General features: G+C 71.4%; 20 protein-coding genes. 12 read left to right on the top strand and 8 right to left on the bottom strand.

Annotation, left to right across the window (positions count from 1 at the left end):
* A partial coding sequence (locus tag A5695_RS19135) for an o-succinylbenzoate synthase (RefSeq protein ID WP_082946180.1) occupies positions 1-604 on the bottom strand: 604 nt, incomplete at its 3' end.
* The gene (locus tag A5695_RS19130) at positions 601-2,205 is read right to left on the bottom strand and encodes an amidohydrolase (protein WP_068085575.1); all 1,605 of its coding nucleotides are present in this window, start codon (positions 2,203-2,205) and stop codon (positions 601-603) included. The genes A5695_RS19130 and A5695_RS19135, both read right to left, overlap by 4 nt.
* Before the next feature lie 78 nt (positions 2,206-2,283).
* Between A5695_RS19130 and fadD8 the strand changes: the two genes are divergently transcribed.
* Positions 2,284-3,885 carry a fatty-acid--CoA ligase FadD8 gene (fadD8, locus tag A5695_RS19125; protein ID WP_068085572.1) on the top strand — a complete coding sequence of 534 codons (1,602 nt, stop codon included), beginning with the start codon at positions 2,284-2,286 and terminating at the stop codon, positions 3,883-3,885.
* A 75-nt stretch (positions 3,886-3,960) separates the two neighbouring features.
* Here fadD8 and A5695_RS19120 read toward each other — a convergent pair whose 3' ends face one another.
* Entirely contained in the window at positions 3,961-4,515 is a 555-nt protein-coding gene (locus tag A5695_RS19120) for a TetR/AcrR family transcriptional regulator (protein WP_068085560.1), read from the bottom strand.
* Between the two features lie 83 nt (positions 4,516-4,598).
* Between A5695_RS19120 and A5695_RS19115 the strand changes: the two genes are divergently transcribed.
* From A5695_RS19115 to A5695_RS19070, 10 genes are all read left to right on the top strand, one after another.
* Positions 4,599-5,522 carry an aldo/keto reductase gene (locus A5695_RS19115; protein WP_068085554.1) on the top strand — a complete coding sequence of 308 codons (924 nt, stop codon included), beginning with the start codon at positions 4,599-4,601 and terminating at the stop codon, positions 5,520-5,522.
* Positions 5,523-5,533: 11 nt separating this feature from the next.
* On the top strand, positions 5,534-5,989 hold the full coding sequence (locus A5695_RS19110; RefSeq protein WP_068085552.1) for a nitroreductase family deazaflavin-dependent oxidoreductase: 456 nt from the start codon (positions 5,534-5,536) through the stop codon (positions 5,987-5,989).
* A 13-nt stretch (positions 5,990-6,002) separates the two neighbouring features.
* A complete protein-coding gene (locus tag A5695_RS19105) occupies positions 6,003-6,905 on the top strand; it encodes a 1,4-dihydroxy-2-naphthoyl-CoA synthase (protein ID WP_068085549.1) in 903 nt (300 codons plus the stop codon).
* 87 nt (positions 6,906-6,992) lie between these two features.
* On the top strand, positions 6,993-7,886 hold the full coding sequence (locus tag A5695_RS19100) for an SDR family oxidoreductase (protein WP_068085547.1): 894 nt from the start codon (positions 6,993-6,995) through the stop codon (positions 7,884-7,886).
* Positions 7,887-7,916: 30 nt separating this feature from the next.
* Positions 7,917-8,324 carry a VOC family protein gene (locus tag A5695_RS19095; protein ID WP_068085544.1) on the top strand — a complete coding sequence of 136 codons (408 nt, stop codon included), beginning with the start codon at positions 7,917-7,919 and terminating at the stop codon, positions 8,322-8,324.
* A gap of 97 nt (positions 8,325-8,421) precedes the next feature.
* Entirely contained in the window at positions 8,422-9,666 is a 1,245-nt protein-coding gene (locus tag A5695_RS19090; RefSeq protein ID WP_068085541.1) for an inorganic phosphate transporter, read from the top strand.
* Entirely contained in the window at positions 9,666-9,965 is a 300-nt protein-coding gene (locus A5695_RS19085; RefSeq protein ID WP_068085538.1) for a hypothetical protein, read from the top strand. The genes A5695_RS19090 and A5695_RS19085 overlap by 1 nt, the downstream gene beginning before the upstream one ends.
* Positions 9,966-10,021: 56 nt before the next feature.
* Entirely contained in the window at positions 10,022-10,324 is a 303-nt protein-coding gene (locus tag A5695_RS19080) for a DUF3349 domain-containing protein (protein ID WP_068085536.1), read from the top strand.
* 68 nt (positions 10,325-10,392) lie between these two features.
* Complete coding sequence (menE, locus tag A5695_RS19075; RefSeq protein ID WP_068085530.1) at positions 10,393-11,475, top strand: o-succinylbenzoate--CoA ligase; 1,083 nt, start codon at positions 10,393-10,395, stop codon at positions 11,473-11,475.
* Positions 11,476-11,486: 11 nt separating this feature from the next.
* On the top strand, positions 11,487-12,839 hold the full coding sequence (locus tag A5695_RS19070) for a hypothetical protein (protein ID WP_068085526.1): 1,353 nt from the start codon (positions 11,487-11,489) through the stop codon (positions 12,837-12,839).
* Between the two features lie 15 nt (positions 12,840-12,854).
* Here A5695_RS19070 and A5695_RS19065 read toward each other — a convergent pair whose 3' ends face one another.
* Genes A5695_RS19065 through A5695_RS19055 form a run of 3 tightly spaced genes read right to left on the bottom strand, consistent with a single transcriptional unit; the run spans position 12,855 to position 15,812 of the window.
* On the bottom strand, positions 12,855-13,514 hold the full coding sequence (locus A5695_RS19065) for a DUF2064 domain-containing protein (RefSeq protein ID WP_068085523.1): 660 nt from the start codon (positions 13,512-13,514) through the stop codon (positions 12,855-12,857).
* On the bottom strand, positions 13,511-14,164 hold the full coding sequence (locus A5695_RS19060) for a glycosyltransferase family 2 protein (RefSeq protein WP_068085521.1): 654 nt from the start codon (positions 14,162-14,164) through the stop codon (positions 13,511-13,513). The genes A5695_RS19065 and A5695_RS19060 overlap by 4 nt, the downstream gene beginning before the upstream one ends.
* Positions 14,165-14,171: 7 nt before the next feature.
* Positions 14,172-15,812 carry a hypothetical protein gene (locus A5695_RS19055; protein ID WP_068085517.1) on the bottom strand — a complete coding sequence of 547 codons (1,641 nt, stop codon included), beginning with the start codon at positions 15,810-15,812 and terminating at the stop codon, positions 14,172-14,174.
* Between the two features lie 279 nt (positions 15,813-16,091).
* Between A5695_RS19055 and A5695_RS19050 the strand changes: the two genes are divergently transcribed.
* Complete coding sequence (locus A5695_RS19050; RefSeq protein ID WP_068085512.1) at positions 16,092-17,750, top strand: hypothetical protein; 1,659 nt, start codon at positions 16,092-16,094, stop codon at positions 17,748-17,750.
* Between the two features lie 5 nt (positions 17,751-17,755).
* Here A5695_RS19050 and A5695_RS19045 read toward each other — a convergent pair whose 3' ends face one another.
* Entirely contained in the window at positions 17,756-18,784 is a 1,029-nt protein-coding gene (locus A5695_RS19045) for an NAD-dependent epimerase/dehydratase family protein (RefSeq protein ID WP_068085506.1), read from the bottom strand.
* Positions 18,781-19,557, bottom strand: coding sequence for an S-methyl-5'-thioadenosine phosphorylase (locus A5695_RS19040; protein WP_068085503.1), 777 nt, complete (start codon positions 19,555-19,557; stop codon positions 18,781-18,783). Before A5695_RS19040 ends, A5695_RS19045 begins: the two co-directional genes overlap by 4 nt.
* Between the last annotated feature and the right edge of the window lie 73 nt (positions 19,558-19,630).

Raw genomic sequence — 19,630 nt, 5'->3', positions numbered from 1 at the left:
CGACCGCGAGCGGGTCGTCGGCCTTGCGGATGCTTTCGTCGGCGGCGATCGGCACGTCCGTTTGCGCGCGCAGCTCGGCGAGCTCGGCGACGGTGGCGCAGGGTTGCTCGACGTACTCCAGCGCGCCGTCGGCGGTGAGCGCCGCCACCGCCCGCACCGCCTGCGCGACACTCCAACCGCCGTTGGCGTCGACGCGCACGGTCGGCACGAGCGCGCGCACGGCGTTGACCCGGTCGACGTCGTCGGCCAGCGTCTGGCCGGGCTCGGCGACCTTCACCTTGGCCGTGCGGGCGCCCGGAAACCGGGCCAGCACCTCGCCGACCCGGGCGGCGTCGACGGCCGGCACGGTGGCGTTGATCGGAATGCGGTCGCGCCGCGGCGCCGGCGGCGGGCGGTAGGCGGCCTCGACGCCGGCGGCCAGCCAGTGCGCGGCCTCCGGCGGCTCGTACTCCAGGAAGGCCCCGAACTCCCCCCAGCCCGCGGGGCCCTCGATCAGCGCCACCTCCCGGGTGGTGATGCCGCGGAAGCGCACCCGCATCGGCAACGCGACCACGTGCAGGCGGTCCAGCAGGTCTTGTAGGCGGGGCGGGCGTGTGGGTGTCACAGGCTGTAGACCTGGCGCCCCGCCAGGAACGTCGCGCGCACCAATAGGTCGGCGATCTCCTCGGGCGGGACGGTCCGGGGATCGGCCGAGAGCACCACCAGGTCTGCGTACTTGCCGACCTCCAGCGAGCCGATCGCGTCGTCGGAGAACAGTTGCCAGGCCGCGTCGATGGTCTGCGCGCGGATCGCCTGCTCGACCGTCAGCCGCTCCTCGGGCGCCAGCACCCGGCCGCTGGGCGCCGTCCGGGTGACCGCGACGCTGATGTTGCGCAACGGTTCCTCCGGTGTGACCGGGGGGTCGTTGTGCAATGAGATGCGCATGCCGGTCGCCACGGCGGAACCGGCTGGCATCCAACGGGATCCGCGTTCGGGACCGAACAGGCCGTCGACGATGATGTCGCCCCAGTAGTGGATCTGGTCGACGAAGATGCTGCAGGTGACCCCGAGGTCGGCGGCGCGCCGCAGCTGCTCGGGCCGGATGGCGCCGACGTGCTCGAGCCGCAGCCGGTGGTCGTCGCGCGGGTGCCGGCGCAGGGCCTCCTCGTAGACGTCGAGGATGGTGTCGACGCCGGCGTCGCCCTGCACGTGGCAGGCCATCGGCCAGCCCAGCGGGAAGTAGGCACCGACGATTTCGCTCAGCTGTTCGCGGGTGTAGTTGGCGTGGCCGCAGGAACCGGGCGGCACGCCGATGGTGCGGGTGGCGTCGGTGTCCAGGTACGGGAAGGACAGGGCGATGTTGCCGACCCACGGGGAGCCGTCGACCCAGATCTTGATGCCGACCTGGCGCAGCATGTCGTCGCCCTGGCCGGGGGTGGAGTCGGTGCGCATCTGCGGGTTGGAGATTTCGTAGGTGCGCAGCCGGACCGTCAGCTGTTCGCGCAGCCGCTCGACCACCGGACCGAACGCCGGGTCGAAGGCCATCTCCGAGCAGGTGGTCAGGCCGGCGCGGTTGAGCCGCGCGCATTCGGCGAGCAGCATCGCCGGGTAGTCGCCGGGCGCGATGGCCCCGGCCAGCAAGGGGAACACTGCGCCGGTTTCCTCGGCGGTGCCGTCCAGCTCGCCCCGCGCGTCGCGGCCGTACCGGGCGCCTTTGGGATCGGGGGTGTCGCGGGTCAGGCCGGCGCGGCGGGCCGCGTGCGAATTGAAATAGGCCTTGTGCCCGGAGTTGTGGATGATGATCAACGGCCCGCCCGGCGCGATCTCGTCCAGCCACGCCAGCGTCGGCTGCGGCAACCCGGACTGCAGCAGCGGGTCCCAGCCGTTCAGGTAGGCGCCGTCGGCCCCCCGCGCTTTGACTTCGCGGCGCACCGCGGCGACGACGTCGTCCGCGCTGTTGATGGTGACCGGCCGGATGTCGACGATCCGGTCCGAGAGCGCGAGGGCTTCCATCAGCGGATGACCGTGCGCCTCGACGAATCCCGGCATCACGCAGCCGTCGCCGACGTCGATGGTCCGGGTGTTCGGGCCGATGCATGCGTCGACGTCCGACCGGCCGCCGACGGCGACGATCCGGCCGTCGGCGACGGCGAGCGCCTCGGCGGTGGGCCGCTTCTCGTCGACGGTCAGGATGGTTCCGGTGAGGACGAGGTCTGCGGCGGCCATGTGCAGGGATGCTAGTGGTCCGGGGTGTCATCGAGGGGGTGGCTGACTAAAACTGCAACACGTTCTAGTGTTGGCCTCATGAGTGACGAGCTGCTGCGCCATCCCATTCATTCCGGACACCTGACGGTCGGTGCGCTCAAGCGCAACAAGAACAAGCCGGTGCTGCATCTCGGCGACACCACGCTGACCGGTGGACAGCTCGCCGAGCGCATCAGCCAGTACATCCAGGCGTTCGAGGCGCTCGGTGCGGGCACCGGCACCACCGTCGGGCTGCTTTCGCTGAACCGGCCCGAGGTGCTGATGATTATCGGCGCCGGCCAGACCCAGGGTTACCGACGCGTGGCACTACACCCGCTGGGCTCCCTGGACGACCACGCCTACGTGCTGGGCGACGCCGGCGTGACGTCGCTGATCATCGACCCCAACCCGGCGTTCGTCGAGCGGGCGCTGGGCCTGCTGCAGAAGGTGCCCGGCCTCAAGCAGGTCCTGACGATCGGGCCGGTCCCCGAAGCGCTCGGCGATTCCGCGGTGGACCTGGTGGCCGAGGCCGCGAAGTATCCGCCGAAGCCGTTGGTGGCGGCCGAGCTTCCGCCCGATCACATCGGCGGCATGGCCTACACCGGCGGCACCACCGGCAAGCCCAAAGGGGTGCTGGGCACCGCGCAGTCGATCACCACGATGACCACGATCCAGCTGGCCGAGTGGGAGTGGCCGCAGAACCCGCGCTTCCTGATGTGCACCCCGCTGTCGCACGCCGGGGCGGCGTTCTTCGTGCCGACCATCATCAAGGGCGGCGAGTTGGTGGTGCTGACCAAGTTCGACCCGGCCGAGGTGCTGCGGGTGATCGAGGAGCAGAAGATCACCGCAACCATGCTGGTGCCGTCGATGATCTACGCGCTGATGGACCACCCCGATTCGCACACCCGCGACCTGTCCTCGCTGGAGACGGTGTATTACGGCGCCTCGGCGATGAACCCGGTGCGGCTGGCCGAGGCCATCCGCCGCTTCGGGCCGATCTTCGCCCAGTACTACGGGCAGTCCGAAGCCCCGATGGTGATTTCCTATCTGGCCAAGAAGGACCACGACGAGAAGCGACTCACCTCCTGCGGGCGGCCCACCCTGTTCGCCCGCACGGCACTGCTGGGTGCCGACGGCAAGCCGGTGCCGCAGGGCGAGGTCGGCGAGATCTGCGTGTCCGGGCCGCTGTTGAGCGGCGGGTACTGGAACCTGCCGGAGGAGACGGCCAAGACGTTCTCCGGCGGCTGGCTGCACACCGGTGACATGGCCCGTGAAGACGAGGACGGCTTCTGGTTCATCGTCGACCGGGTCAAGGACATGATCGTCACCGGCGGCTTCAACGTGTTCCCGCGCGAGGTCGAGGACGTCGTCGCCGAGCACCCCGCCGTCGCGCAGGTGTGCGTGATCGGCACGCCGGACGACAAGTGGGGCGAGGCCGTCACCGCGGTGATCGTGCTGCGACCCGACCATCCCTCCGACGAGGAGTCGGTGGCGCGGGTGACCGTCGAGATCCAGTCCGCCGTCAAGGAGCGCAAGGGTTCGGTGCAATCGCCCAAGCAGGTGATCGTCGTCGACTCGGTGCCGGTGACCGCGCTGGGCAAGCCCGACAAGAAGGCCGTGCGCGCGCAGTTCTGGGAGGGCGCCGGTCGCGCCGTCGGCTAGAGGCTTTGAGGCCGAGCGCCCGGCTCGCCGGGCGGTCGCGGCCCTGCGCCCGGCCAGGCGGGCGCTCGGGCGGCATTAGGCAGGCTGGGCCGAGACGCCGGCGACGAGCAGGTCGAGCATGCGACCGGTCTGCTCGGGCGAGCGGCTGGCCAGGAAGATGCCGATCAGGCTGGACACCACATCGTCGGCCTGCACGTCGGCGCGCAGGCTCCCGTCCTCGGCGCCGGCCCGCAACAGCAGGTCGACGGCTCCGACGATGCTGTCGCGGCTCTGGCTGGCCTGCATGGCGCCGGAGGCGAAGATCGCCTGCAGCGACTCGGCCATTCCCCGCTTGGCGGCCACGAATGACGCGTAGCGGTCCATCCAGCGGCGCAGCGCCGCCTCGGGCGGGTGGCGCTTGAGCAGCCGGTCGGCCGCCGCGGCCACTTCGTCGAGCTCGGCGCGGTAGATCGCCTCGACGAGCGCCTCTCGACTCGGGAAATGCCGGTATAGCGTGCCGATCCCGACGCCGGCCTCGCGTGCGATGGCCTCCAGCGACACCGGTCGCCCGTCGGCGGTGGCGAACGCCGCCGTCGCCACCTCGAGCAGCCGCTCGCGATTGCGGCGCGCGTCCGATCGGATCTCGGCCAAGCGGAGGCTCCTCCGTTTCTGCTACGCTCGAATAAGCGGAGGACCCTCCGCATCTTTCCCAGTGTGGCACAGAGGGAGCACCAATGACGGACACACCACGGCCCGGCGGTCCCGGCAGCATCGGCGCGTCGACCGTCGCGCGCATGGGATACGGCGCAATGCAGTTGGTCGAGGCCCCAACCGTCGAGGACGCGGCCGCGGTGCTGCGCCGCGCGGTCGAGCTCGGCGTCAACCACATCGACACGGCGTCGTTCTACGGCCCCGGCGAGGTGAACCGCCGGATCAGGGCGGCGCTGGCCCCCTACGCCGACGACCTCGTCATCGTCAGCAAGGTCGGGGCGCGCTTCACCGGCGAACAGCCGGTACCGCTGGCGGCGGCGCAAAAGCCCGCGGAGCTGCGCTCCGCGGTCGAGGCCGACCTGCGCCAGCTCGGCCTGGAGTGCGTCCCCGTGGTCAACCTGCGGCGCACGGACCTCGGGCCCGGCGCCGCCGCCGAGGACGACCAGATCGTGGACCTCGACGACCAGCTCGCGGAGATGATCGCGCTGCGCGACGAGGGCAAGATCGGCGCGATCGGCATCAGCTCCGTGCCGGTGGACGTGGTGCGGCGCGCGCTGCCGGCGGGCATCGCCTGCGTGCAGAACGCCTACAGCGTCCTCGACCGCTCGCAGGAAGCCGCCCTGCAACTCTGCGCGGACGAGGGCATCGCGTGGGTGCCCTACTTCCCCCTGGGCTCGGCGTTCCCGGGCTTCCCGAAGGTCGCCGACCATCCGGTCGTAGCCGAGATCGCCGCGCGGCTCGGCGTCACCGGCGCCCAGGTCGGCTTGGCGTGGCTGCTGGCGCACGCGCCGAACACGTTGCTGATCCCGGGCACGCGTTCCGTCGGGCACCTCGAGGAAAACCTCGGCGCAGGCGACGTCACCCTGGATGCCGAAGCGCTGGAAAGGCTGGACGCCATCGGCGCAACCGAGCCCCAGCCCCATGGTGTGGAGTCCTTCCACAGGTAACGTCGCTGGGTATGGGAAGCGGCAAACCGATCAAGCCGCCGTGGTGGCTGAAGCCGGCCAACAAGGTCTTCATCCAGATGTCGCGGCTGGGAATGAGTTTCGGCGGCGAGAGCCCCGTCGTGTTGACGGTGGCCGGTCGCAAGTCCGGCGCGCCGCGCTCGACCCCGGTGACCCCCATGACCGTCGACGGCCGGCAGTACGTCGTCGCGGGGTTCCCGGGCGCCGACTGGGTGGCCAACGTTCGGGCCGCCGGTGAGGCGACGATCGCGCGCGGCCGGCACGCCCAGAAGGTGCGGATGGCCGAGCTGCCGGCCGAGCACGCGCGGCCGATCCTGCGGCGCTTCCCCACCGAGGTGCCGACGGGCGTCGGCTTCATGAAGCGGGCGGGACTCGTCACCGAGGGCCGCCCCGAGGAGTTCGAGGCCCTGGCGGGCCGCTGCGCCGTGTTCCGCCTGGACCCGGTTTAGGAGTTCAAACACCTTGACTGACAATCCATTTGACGCGGGGGCCTGGCGGCCCGTGGACGGGTTCGACGGGCTCACCGACATCACCTACCACCGCCACGTCACCGACGCGACGGTCCGGGTGGCGTTCGACCGCCCCGAGGTGCGCAACGCGTTTCGCCCGCACACCGTCGACGAGCTCTACCAGGTGCTCGACCACGCGCGGATGTCGCCCGACGTGGGGGTCGTGCTGCTGACCGGCAACGGCCCGTCGCCCAAGGACGGCGGCTGGGCGTTCTGCTCCGGTGGCGACCAGCGCATCCGCGGCCGCAGCGGCTACCAGTACGCGAGCGGCGACACTGCGGACACCGTGGACACCGCCCGCGCCGGGCGGCTGCACATCCTCGAGGTGCAGCGGCTGATCCGGTTCATGCCCAAGGTGGTCATCTGCCTGGTCACCGGGTGGGCGGCCGGCGGCGGGCACAGCCTGCACGTGGTGTGCGACCTCACCCTGGCCAGCCGCGAGCACGCCCGGTTCAAGCAGACCGACGCCGACGTCGGCAGCTTCGATGGCGGCTACGGCAGCGCCTACCTGGCGCGTCAGGTGGGCCAGAAGTTCGCCCGCGAGATCTTCTTCCTGGGCCGCGCGTACACCGCCGAGCAGATGCACCACATGGGCGCGGTCAACGCGGTCATCGACCACGCCGACCTGGAACGGGCCGGAATCGAGTGGGCGGCCGAGATCAACGCCAAATCGCCTCAAGCGCAACGGATGCTCAAGTTCGCCTTCAACCTGCTCGACGACGGGCTGGTGGGTCAGCAGCTGTTCGCCGGCGAGGCCACCCGGCTCGCTTACATGACCGACGAGGCCGTCGAGGGCCGAGACGCCTTCCTGGAGAAGCGGCCGCCGGACTGGAGCCGGTTCCCCCGCTACTTCTGAGCGCGGTCACGCTGGCGTGACGCTCGGCGCCGAACGTCACGCTGGCGTGGCGGCCGTGGGATTCGAGTCCGCCCCTAGACTCCCCACGTGAGTAAGAGTCCTCTGCGTCGGATCACCGATCAGCTCGTACTGGCCACCATGCGGCCGCCGATGGCCCCGCAGGTGCTGGTCAACCGGCCCGCCATCAAGCCGGTCGACCTCGCCGGCAAGCGCATCCTGCTCACCGGGGCGTCGTCGGGCATCGGCGAGGCCGCGGCCGAGCTGCTCGCCGGCGAGGGCGCGACGGTGGTGGCCGTCGCCCGGCGTCAGGACCTGCTCGACGCGCTCGCGCAACGGATCACCGCGGCGGGCGGCAGCGCGCTCGCCCTGCCGTGCGACGTCTCCGACCTGGACGCCGTCGACGCGCTGGTCGCCGACGTCGAAAAGCGCCTCGGCGGGGTGGACATCCTGATCAACAACGCCGGCCGGTCCATCCGGCGGCCGCTGGCCGAGTCACTGGAACGCTGGCATGACGTCGAGCGGACCATCGCGCTCAACTACTACGCGCCGTTGCGGCTGATCCGCGGGCTGGCGCCCGGGATGCTCGAACGTGGCGACGGCCACGTCATCAACGTGTCCACGTGGGGGGTGCTGTCGGAGGCCTCGCCGCTGTTCGCGGTGTACAACGCGTCGAAGGCGGCGCTGTCGGCGGTGAGCCGCGTCGTGGAGACCGAGTGGGGAAACCGGGGCGTGCATTCGACGACGCTGTACTACCCGCTGGTGGCCACGCCGATGATCGCGCCGACGAAGGCCTACGAGGGCATGCCCGCGCTCACGCCGGCCGAGGCCGCCGAATGGATGCTCACCGCCGCCCGCACCCGGCCGGTGCGGATCGCGCCGCGGATGGCGATCGCCGCCAAGGCGCTGGACACCTTCGGCCCCCGCTTCGTCAACGCGATCATGCAACGCCAAAGCATCCAGCCCAACCGCGCTGAGCAGTAGCTGACCGGCTCGTGTGATAGACACGACACCATGGAGATCCTGGCCAGCCGGATGCTGTTCCGGCCGGCGGACTATCAGCGATCGTTGGCGTTTTACCGGGACCAGATCGGGCTCGCGATAGCCCGCGAGTACGGCGGGGGCACAGTCTTTTTCGCCGGCCAGTCGTTGCTGGAGCTGGCCGGCTTCGGCTCTCCGGACCACTCCCGCGGCCCCTTCCCCGGCGCCCTGTGGCTCCAGGTGCGCGACATCGAGGCCACCCAGGCCGAGCTGCAAAGCCGGGGCGTGGCGATCGCCCGCGAGGCGCGCCAAGAGCCCTGGGGCCTACACGAAATGCACGTGACGGACCCGGACGGGATCACGCTGATCTTCGTTCAGATCCCGCCGGACCACCCGCTACGGCGCGACACCAGGGGTGAACGACAGAGGAAGTCCGGTTAACTGAGAGGTAACATCTGGCGACGAGTCTAGGTACATCCGCGATTCGGGTCTTGCTGCATTCGACAATGGAATCCCCCTACCACCAGAATCGGGCGCTGTGAACATCCAATTGTTCCTTCTGATCATTGTCGTAATCACGGCACTGGCTTTCGATTTCACGAACGGCTTCCACGACACCGGCAACGCGATGGCGACCTCGATCGCCAGCGGCGCGCTCAAGCCCAAGGCGGCCGTCGCGCTGTCCGCGGTGCTCAATCTCGTGGGCGCTTTCATGTCCACCGCCGTCGCCGCCACGATTGCCAAGGGCTTGATCGACGGGCACATCGTGACGCTCGAGCTGGTCTTCGCCGGCCTGGTCGGCGGCATCGTGTGGAATCTGCTGACCTGGCTCCTCGGCATCCCGTCGAGCTCCTCGCACGCCCTGATCGGCGGCATCGTCGGCGCCACTATCGCGGCCGTGGGCGGGCACGGCGTGCTCTGGAAGGGGCTGGTGTCCCACGTGCTCATCCCAGCCGTCGTCGCCGCGATCCTGGCCATCCTGGTCGGGGCCATCGCGACCTGGCTGGTCTACCGAGTCACCCGGGGCCTCGACACCAAGCGCACCGAGGCCGGCTTCCGTTACGGCCAGTGGGGCTCGGCGTCGCTGGTATCGCTGGCACACGGCACCGGCGACGCACAGAAGACGATGGGCGTCATCTTCCTGGCCCTGATGTCCTACGGGTCGATCAGCAAGAGCACGGCTGCGCCGCCGCTGTGGGTCATCGGAGCCTGCGCGGTGTCGATGGCGGCAGGCACCTACCTGGGCGGCTGGCGCATCATCCGCACCCTGGGCAAGGGCCTCGTCGAAATCCAGTCGCCGCAGGGCATGGCGGCCGAATCCTCTTCCGCCGCGGTGATTTTGCTGTCCACCCACTTCGGGTATGCGCTGTCGACCACCCAGGTCTGCACCGGCTCGGTGCTGGGCAGCGGGCTCGGCAAGCCCGGCGGCGAGGTCCGCTGGGGAGTTGCGGGCCGCATGGGCGTCGCCTGGCTGGTGACGCTGCCGCTGGCCGGGCTGGTCGGCGCGGTCACCTACTGGATCGTGCACCTGATCGGCGGCTACCCGGGCGCCATCGTCGGTTTCGCGATGCTGGTCGCGGTCTCCGCCACCATCTACATCCGGTCGCGCAAGGTCAAGGTCGACCACAACAACGTCAACGCCGAATGGAAGGGCGACCTGACCGCCGGGCTCGAAGCCGAGGATGCCCACCACCACCCGCCAACGGACGTTCACCCGACTAATGGCAGCGGCACGTCTCCCCGGTACGACTCCGACGACCCCACGATGAAGGCGAACGCTTGATGAGTCACTTCAGCGACTGGTTCAACTACCAGGCCTCCCTCAAGATCCTGCTGTTCTCCATGCTGGCCGGCGCCGCCTTGCCGGGGCTGTTCGCCCTGGGGCTGCGGTTGCACGCGGTGGGCGCCGGGCAAGTGAGCACCGAGGGCGCCCCGCCACAGAAGAATCCTGCACTGCTGGTGCTCGCCTGGTTGATCTATGCGCTGGTGATCGTGGTGATCGCCTTCGCCCTGGCGTACATCTCGCGGGACTTCATCGCCCACCACACCGGCGTGGCCTTCCTCGGAGCCAAACCCAAGTAGCATCGAGTGATGCCCACCGCGTTACCGAGCCGGACACCGGGGGGACCTGTACCAGCGTGAACGGATTTCTCAACTCGATCGTCTCGTGGCTGCGCGCGGGATACCCCGAAGGCGTCCCGGCGACGGACACCTTCCCGGTGCTCGCCCTGCTCGCGCGCCGGCTGTCCAACGACGAGGTCAAGGCCGTCGCCTGCGAGCTGGTCAGCCGGGGCGAGTTCGACGACGTCGACATCGGGGTACTGATCACCCAGATCACCGACAACCTGCCCTCGCCCGACGACGTCGAGCGGGTGCGGGTGCGGTTGGCCGCCCAAGGCTGGCCGTTCGACGACGCGGACGAGGTCGAGGACCCCGCATAGCCCTACTGCGCGCACTCACCGTCCCGCCGGGCTCGGCCGTCTCGTCGCTGTTACCCGCCCTGGAACGCGTGCTGGACGGGCGCGACTCCGCTCTGGTCGCCGTCGCGCCCGGCTCGGAGGCGCTGGCGGCGGGGCTGCGAGTCGGCGAACCCATCGACGACGACGTGGCCGTGGTCGTGACGACGTCGGGGACCACGGGCGCCCCCAAGGGCGCGCTGCTCACCGCCGCCGCCCTGACGGCCAGCGCGACGGCCACCCATGACCGCCTCGGTGGCCCGGGCCGCTGGCTGCTGGCGCTGCCGCCCCATCACATCGCCGGGCTGCAGGTGCTGGTGCGCGGGGCGCTGGCCGGCTCGCCGCCCGTCGAGCTGGATGTCTCCGCCGGCTTCGATCTCGCCGAATTACCAAGCGCGGTAGAACGATTGGGGCCGGGCCGGCGGTACACGTCACTGGTGGCCGCGCAGCTGGCCAAGGCGCTGACCGACCCGGCGGCCACGGCCGCGCTCGGCGAACTGGACGCCGTGTTGCTCGGCGGCGGCCCGGCCCCGCAGCGCGTGCTCGACGCCGCCGCGGCGGCCGGCGTGGCCGTGGTCCGCACCTACGGGATGAGCGAGACCGCGGGCGGCTGCGTCTACGACGGGGTGCCGCTGGACGGCGTCCTGGTCCGGGTCGCGGCCGACGGGCGCGTCGTCCTCGGCGGCGCCACGCTGGCCAAGGGCTACCGCAACCCGGTGCAGCCCAACCCGTTCGCCGAGCCGGGCTGGTTTCGCACCGACGACCTCGGCGTCGTCGACGAGGCGGGGGTGCTGACCGTGCTGGGCCGCGCCGACGACGCGATCAGCACGGGCGGGTTGACCGTGCTGCCGCAACTGGTCGAGGCGGCGCTGGGCGCCCATCCCGCCGTCGGGGACTGCGCGGTGTTCGGCCTGCCCGACGACCGGCTGGGCCAGCGCGTGGTAGCGGCGATCGTGGTGGCCGAGGGTCGACCGGCGCCGACGCTGGACGCCCTGCGCGCGCACGTGGCGCGGACCCTGGACGCCACCGCGGCGCCGCGCGAAGTGCACGTCGTCGAGGCGCTGCCGCGGCGCGGCATCGGCAAGCTCGACCGGGCGGCGCTGGTGCGCCGGTTCGCCGGTCCGGCCGATCAATAGGCTGGTCGACCGTGAGGGTGGCACATCGGGAGTCTGTGGCCGTCGCGGTCGGGGCGGTGCTGGTGGGCGCGGCGTTCGTGCTGCCGCGGCTGCACTTGGGTGTGCGGCCGCGGACGGACGTGGGCCAGGAACGGTTCGGCACGCACTCCGGGGCCGCGCCGATCTTCGGCGCCTGGGAAATCCACGCCAGTTGGGGCACCGGCCCGGCCATCGCGATCGCGGCCGCCGCGGTGGCGTGGGGACCGGCTCTGGCGCAACGCCTTTCGTGGCGGCTCCTGGCGTTGAGCACGTGGGCCACCGCCTGCGGATGGGCTTTCGCGCTGGCGATGATCGACGGCTGGCAGCGCGGCTTCGCCGGCCGGCTGACCACCCGCGACGAGTACCTGTCGCAGGTGCCGGGCATCACCGACATCCCCGCCACGCTGCGCACGTTCGCGAGCCGGATCGTCGACTACCAACCGAACTCCTGGACTACCCACGTCTCCGGGCATCCGCCCGGTGCGCTGCTGACGTTCGTCTGGCTGGACCGGATCGGCCTGCACGGGGGTGCCTGGGCGGGGCTGCTGTGCTTGCTGGCCGGCTCCAGCGCGGCCGCCGCCGTGCTGGTCGCGGTACGCGCGCTGGCCGACGAGCGGACCGCTCGCCGTGCCGCGCCGTTCGTGGCGGTGGCACCGACCGCGATCTGGGTCGCGGTCTCCGCCGACGGTTACTTCGCCGGGGTGGCGGCGTGGGGCATCGCACTGCTGGCCGTGGCGGTGCACCGACGGGTCCGCTTCCCCGCGCTGACGGCCGCCGCCGCCGGGCTGCTGCTGGGCTGGGGGGTGTTCTGCAACTACGGCCTGATGCTGATGGGCCTGCCGGCGCTGGCGGTGCTGGCGTCGGCCTCCGACTGGCGCGCGGCGCTGCGGGCGCTCGGCCCGGCGGCCCTGGCGGCCGTGGCCGTGGCGTCCACCTTCGCGGTGGCGGGATTCTACTGGTTCGACGGCTATAACCTTGTGCAGCAACGTTATTGGCAGGGTATCGCCAAGGACCGCCCGTTTCAGTACTGGAGCTGGGCCAACCTGGCGTCCATCGTCTGCGCGATCGGGTTGGGCAGCGTCGCCGGCCTCGCCCGGGTATTCGACGCGGCGGCCATCCGTCGCCGCTCCGGGTTTCACCTGCTGCTGCTGGGCATCCTGGCCGCCATCGCGTGCGCCGACCTGAGCATGCTGAGCAAGGCCGAGGTGGAGCGGATCTGGCTGCCCTTCACCGTTTGGCTCACCGCGGCGCCCGCGCTGCTGCCGGTCCGGTCGCATCGGCTGTGGCTCGGGCTTAACGCCGCGGGCACCGTGCTGCTGAACACCCTCATCGTCACGAACTGGTAGGCGGCCGGCTCGCCGCTACAGGCCGGCCGCGCGGGTGACCTCCGCGAAGCGGCTGGACGGACCGCAGGCAGCGCGCACCGCGGCGACGTCGTCGGCGAAGTCGAAGTCGGCCAGCACCGGGGCCGCGTAAGGCTCGATTCCCATGTCGTGCAACGCCCGGTACGTCAGCAAGCCGGTATCCGGCTGCGACATCGGGACGGTGCGCAGGCATTCGGCCGCCGAGGGGCTGCGTAAACCCAGCACCCACCAGCCGCCGTCGACGGCCGGCCCGAGCACGGCCGCCGCCTCCCGCAGCCGGTGGGCGCAGTCGATCAACATGTCGGCGGTCACCTGCGGGGTGTCCATCCCGATCTGCACCACCGGATAGCCGTCGGCGGCATCCGCATGCGCGTTGGCCAGCCGGTCGGCGAAGTCGTCACCGCGCTGGGGAATCACCGTAAAGGTCTGCAGCCGTTGCCGGATCTCGGCGGCGCCGGCCGCGGCATCGAGGTCGCCGGTCATGGCCACCACCCGATTCGCAGCCGGCGCGGCGGCCACCGCGTCCAGCGTGTCCAGCAGCGCGGCCGCGGCGATCTCGGCGGCCACCAGGTCCCCCACCCTCGCCGCGAGGCGGGTCTTGGCCCGGCCGGGCTCCGGCGCCTTGGCGACCACCAGCAGCGTCACCGGCACTGTCACGAGATCACCTTCCAGAAGTCCAGGATCGCGGTGACACTCCCCCGCAGCGAACCGCTGACCTTCGACTTCCCGCCGGTGCGGGGACCGTAGCTGACGTCCAGCTCGACCACGCGCCAACGGGCGGCCGCCGCGCGCACCAGCAGCTCCAGCGGATAGCCCGAACGCCTGTCGGTGACACCCAGGTTCAGCAACGCCTCGCGCCGCGCCACCCGCATCGGCGCGATGTCGTGCACCGGCAATCGGTGCCGGGTGCGCAGCCGCCAGCTCATCACCACGGTGCCGACCCGGGCCACCCACGGCCAGTGCAGCCCGGCCACCGGCCGGCGCCGGCCGATCACCAGGTCGGCGCCCTGCTCGAGCGCGGCGACCAGCCGCGGCAGGTCACCGGCGTCCATCGAGCCGTCAGCGTCGATGACCGCGACGATCGGGGTGGTCGCGGCCAGCACGCCCGCGTGCACCGCCGAGCCATACCCGGCCCGCGGCTCGGTGACCACCTCGGCGCCGTGCCGCCGCGCGACCGCGGCGGTGTCGTCGGTGCTGTTGTTGTCGACCACCAACGCCCGATACCCGGCAGGAATGGCCGCCAGCACCGCCGGCAGCGACTCCTCCTCGTTCAGGCAGGGCAGCACCACCGTGACGACGTCGGGCATGGCCGGCTCAGAACCCGCGATGGGTACGTGGCTGCTGCGGGACGAGCGTCTGCGGTTGCTGGGTCTGCGGCTGCTGGGTCTGCGTGTGCGGCGGCGCCACCGTCGATTGGTGGGTGCTGGGCGGCGGCGCGGCGGTGGTCGGCGTTTGTGTCTGGGTCAACGGCGTCTTGGTGTTCGTCGGCGCCGTCGTGGTCGTCACCGGCGGCTCGGTGGTGGTCGTCGGCATCGTCGTGGTGGGCGTGTTGGTGGACGGCGCCGTCGTGGTGGTGGTGATCGTCGGCGGCGTCGTGGTGGTGATCGTCGGCGTCGTCGTGGTCGTGGTGATCGTCGGCGTCGTGGTCGTCGGCGGGTTGTAGGGCGGCGGCGGATATATCGGGACCGGAACGATGACCGGGATCGGCAGCGGCACATCGGGATTGGGGTTGGGCACGACGCTAGGGGGGACGGGCGCCACCGGGGCGGGCGCGGCCGGGACGCCCGCGCCGGGCGACGTGCCCTGCACCGGAAGAAGACCGTTGGCGTCCGGGATGACGCCGCCCTGGAAACCGGCGTTGGGCTGATCGGCCGGGGGCGGGGGCACCGGCGCCTGCTGCTGCGTCGGCAGCAGCGGCATGAACTTGCCCGGGGCGGCGTTCTGGTGGCCCACCACCGGCTGCTGGCTCGCGGTGGGCCGGACCGCGATGGCCACCGCGGCGGCCAGCGACGCGAAACCGATGACCGCGAAGGCGATGACGGCGTTGCCCAGCACCAGGGATCGGCGGCTGAGCCGCGAGGGGATGGCCTCGGTCTGGTCGAAGGCGTCGTATCCGTCGTATTCGGGGTCGTACTCGTCGCCCGCGAACGGCTCGGCGTCGTCGGTCATCGAGTACGCCAGCTGGGGTTCCTCAGCGGCGGCCGGGGGCACGACCGTCGTCTCGTCCCCGGCGAGCCCCGCGGCCGGCGCATTCGCGGTCTCGTCGCCGGTGAGCCCCACCGCCGGTGCCATCGCCGTCGCGTCCCAGGCGGCCGACGCGGATTGCGCCGCGGCGGCCATGGCGGCACCCCGGGCGACCGCGAAAGACGGGTCGTCGGCGACCTGCACCCGCATGGTCGACGCATCGCGGAACTGGTCGGCGACCTGGATCAGCTCGGGGGATGCGCCCAACAGGTACACCTCGGCCGGGGCGTCCGGCCGGTTGCTGAGTTGGGCCATCATCGTGTCGAACGCGGCGGTCCCATCGCCGCCGGCCAGCGGCTCCTGGGCCAGTACGGTCGGCGGGGCGTCCGGGTCCGCACCGGGGCCCGGCACCGACAGCGTCGCCGTCGCGTCGTTCATCACCAGCGCGGCGCCGGGGCGGCCGGCCGCGCGCATCAGGGCGGTTACCGCCTGCGACTCGGAGAGCACCGCGACGTTGGGGACGCCGGAGTTTTCCAGGGCTTGCCGCAGCTGGCCGGCCAGCGGATCGTCGCTCCAGCACACCCGGGTGCCGACCAGCCGGTGGTTCTCGTCTGCCAGTAGCCGATTGGTGCCGGCCACCGTCTCGGTGAGTTTGCCGACCGGATCGTCCTCCAGGTCGACGACGGACTGGTCGATCACGTCGGCGCCCGGCCCGACAAGCGCCAAGCGGGCGACGGGGCCCGTGACCGCGACCCCCAACACGACGTCCATCCCGGTTCTCCTTCGGCTGGCCACCCCACGGCCAGCAATGTCCCGGCATCATTACACTTGCGATACCGTTGGCAGTATCCGTTATTCGGGCGACAAAGGTTTGCCTATAGCGCAGCGTAACCAGCTTCTCGAACGACAGGACGGTCGCCAGGGGATCCGCCACGGCGTCCGAACGGAGAATATGTTCGCAAGCGAGCAGTGCGGCCGCCCCGGCAGGGTATTCGCCCGCCGCGCAACCGAACCTGCGCCGCACGTAATCGTCCGTGATTTGCGGGGGGCATGGTGACCCAGAGCAGTGACGACGCACCAACGGGCCCCATTCACGGCCAGGGGCAGCAGACCACTCGCATCGTCCGGCCGGCCCCGAGCGCCGCGGCCGCGCCCCCCGACCCGACCCGGCGCCGGTGGGTCGGCGACTTGACCGCCGTCGCGCTGCTCGTCATCGCCGTGTTCCTGCCGTGGAACCTGTACTTCGGCGTCGGGATTCCGGGTAGCAAACCGTTCTTGTTCGCCGTGTTGCTGGCGGTGACCGTGCTGTCCGTCGTCGCCGTCGCGGTGGCCGGTTCCTGGAGGGCGTCGGGCGCGCGGTTCAACCCGGCCACGGCGGGTCGGCTGCGCCTGGCGCTCAACATGCCCTACGCGCTGCTGGTGCTGGCCTTCGTCGGGTTCGACGTGTTCGAGACCGTCCGGTTCGGCGGCACGGTGACCGTGCCCGGCGGCGTGGGACCCGGGGCGTGGCTGGGCATCGCCGGCTGCATGCTGAGCGCGCAAGCCCCGACCGCGGGCGCCCGGTCGGGACCGGTCCCCGAAGGCGACGACCACGCCGGCTGGCTGCGGTCCGCCCGCTTCATCGGCTACGCGTCGATGGTGTTGGCGGTGCTCAGCTTCGGCGTCAACCTGTACTGGCGGGTGCGCTACGCGCTGCAAAGCGCCGGGGGCGCAGCCGAGTTCGGCAAGCAGAACGTCGCGGTCATCGTGACGGCGGTGGTGTACGGCGCGGTGGCGTTGGTCGCCGTGCTGGTGGCCGCCAGGTGGTTGCTCCGCGGCACCAGGTCCGCCCGGCTGGCCACCGTCGCACTCGGCGCCTCGACACTGGTCGCCGGCATCTTGGTGTGGATTCTGCCGGTGGGGCGGGACATCGACGCGTTCCACGGCATCGCGCAGAACACGTCGACCGCCGGGGTCGGCTTCGAGGGCTACCTGGCGTGGGCCGCGGCCGCGGCCGCGTTCGCCCCGCGGGCCCTGTTCGGTCACCGGAATACCACCGGGGCCGAGGAGAGCGCCTGGCGGGCGGCGGCCCGAAATGGCCTGCTGCTCATCGCCGTATGGGCCCTGGGTTCGATGGTGATGCGGCTGACCGATCTCTTCGTCTCCGTGAGCCTGAACTACCCGTTCTCGCGCTACGACAGCGTCGTGCTGGCCGGCTTCGACCTGGCCACCGCGCTGCTGGCGATCTGGCTGCGCATCAACCTGGCCGACACCGCCCGCTCGGCGCGCCTGATCTCGTCACTGTGCGGGCTGGTGGCGACGCTGAGCGTCGCGCGCGTGGTGGTGGGCGTGGTGCTGGCTCCACGATTCGCGGACTCGCCGACGTCCCCGGCGCAGCACCCGGTCTACGGGAACAACCTGGCCCAGCAGATCACCAGCACCTTCGACGTGGCCCTGTGCGGCCTCGCGCTGTGCATCCTGGGGGCCGCGATCGTCACCGGGCAGCTGCACGGCCGGCGTCTGCGCCGCCGCCGCGCCCGCAAGGCCGCCGCCCCGGCGGGCGCTCCCCCCGCTTCGCCGGCGCGCGTCCCGGTCGGCCGCGCCGCCGCGCCGTCGGTCGCGGCGACCACCCGGATCAGCACCGGTCCCCGGATCTTCCGGGGCGACGATTCCGCGACACGGCAGATACCCGTCCAGAAACCCAAGATCTATCGGCCGCCGCAGGCGTAGAACGCTCAGCGGAGCGGGGCGGACGCGAATTCCCGCAGGCCCTCGGCCGGGCCGATGCGCGTCCGGAAGCCCAGCACCTCGGCGGCAAGGGACGGGTCGGCGACGATGTGGCGCACGTCGCCGCTGCGATATTGGCCGGTGATCACCGGTGCCAGCGATCCGCCACGCGCTTCGCACAGCGCGCCGGCCACCTCGAGGATCGAGACCGGCCGCCCGGAACAGACGTTGACGGCGGTGAATCCGTCCGTGTGCTGGATGGCCGCGAGGTTGGCGGCGGCCACGTCGTCGACGTGGACGAAGTCCCGCATCTGGCCGCCGTCCTCGAAAACCCTTGGCGGCTGGCCCTTTTCGAGTGATGACCGAAAGATGGCCGCCACCCCGGAGTAGGGGGTGTCGCGCGGCATGCCGGGGCCGTAGACGTTGTGGTAGCGCAGCGCCACCACCGACCCGCCCGTCGACTCCGACCATGCCAGCGCGTAGTGCTCCTGCGCGGTCTTGCTGGCCGCGTACAGGCTGCGCGGCCGCAACGCCGCGTCCTCGTCGACGAGGCGCCAAGCCAGCTCCTCGCCCCCGATCGGGCAGCGGTGTTCGAAGACGCCGGCGTCGAGGTCTTCGCGCCGCCGCGGCAGCGGGTCGACGTCCCCGTGCCGCCCGCAGTGGTAGCGGCCCTGCCCGTACACCACCATCGACGAGGCCAGCACCAGGCGGCGCACCCCGGCCGCGAACATCCGCGCCAGCAGCACCGTCGTGGCGAAATCGTTGTGGCCGCCGTAGGCGGGGGCATCGGTGGCGTCCACGCCCGCACCGACCATCGCCGCCTGATGGCAAACCAGGTCCACCCCGTCCAGCAGGGGATCCAGCGCGTCGGCGTCGCGGACGTCGACGCGGTGACATCCCCGCGGCAGCACGGGATCCGGGCCGTGCGCCGCGGGCAGCAACGCGTCGACGCCGACCACGTCGTGACCCGCCGCGCGCAGCGCCGCGTCCACCCGCGAACCGATGAAACCGGCCGCCCCGGTGAGCAGCACCCTCATGGCAGCTCGACGGGCAGCGTGACCCCGGTATGCGGCAGGCAGTGCGTGCAGTTGCGTTCGCTCGCGACGCGGCCGATCGCCTGGCGCACCAGCTCTTTGAACCCGCCGATGTTCTTCTCGAATTCGGCGAACACCTCGACGGTGGTCACCCCCTCGCCGGCCGTTACCCCGGCATCCAGATCGGTCACCAAAGCGATTGTGGCATAACATATTTCGAGCTCCCGGGCCAGCACCGCCTCCGGGTAGCCCGTCATGTTCACCAGCGAGAACCCCGCCGAGGCGAACCACCGGCTTTCCGCCCGGGTGGAAAACCGCGGCCCCTGGATCACCACCATGGTGCCGCCGTCGACCACGCCCGGCAGGCCGGTCACCGCGGCGCGCAAGCTGGGGCAGTACGGGTCGGCGAAGTCGACGTGGATGCCGCCGGAATCGAAGTAGGTGTCGGGGCGGCCGCTGGTGCGATCGACCAGCTGATCGGGCACCACGATGGCGCCCGGACCGTTTCGGGGCTCGAGACTGCCGACGGCGCAGGGTGCGAAGATCCGACGCACCCCGAGCTTGCGCAAGGCCCACATGTTGGCCCGATACGGCACGGTGTGTGCCGAGAACTGGTGGCTGGTCCCGTGCCGGGGCAAAAACGCGACCTCGTGGCCGCCGACGGCGCCGACGGTGACCGGTGCGCTCGGCGGCCCGTACGGGGTGTCGACGTCGACGGCGCGGGTGTCGGACTCGAAGAATGTGTAAAAGCCGCTGCCGCCGATGACTCCGAGCATCCGCCCATTGTGGTGCATGGCCCGCACCGGATCGTGGGCGCGGGCGGGGGGAGGGGTGCTGGCAGGATGTTCT

This window comes from Mycobacterium sp. E1747, from assembly GCF_001667775.1.
Classification (GTDB): Bacteria; Actinomycetota; Actinomycetes; order Mycobacteriales; family Mycobacteriaceae; genus Mycobacterium.
This window is presented reverse-complemented; position numbering and strand designations above follow the sequence as displayed.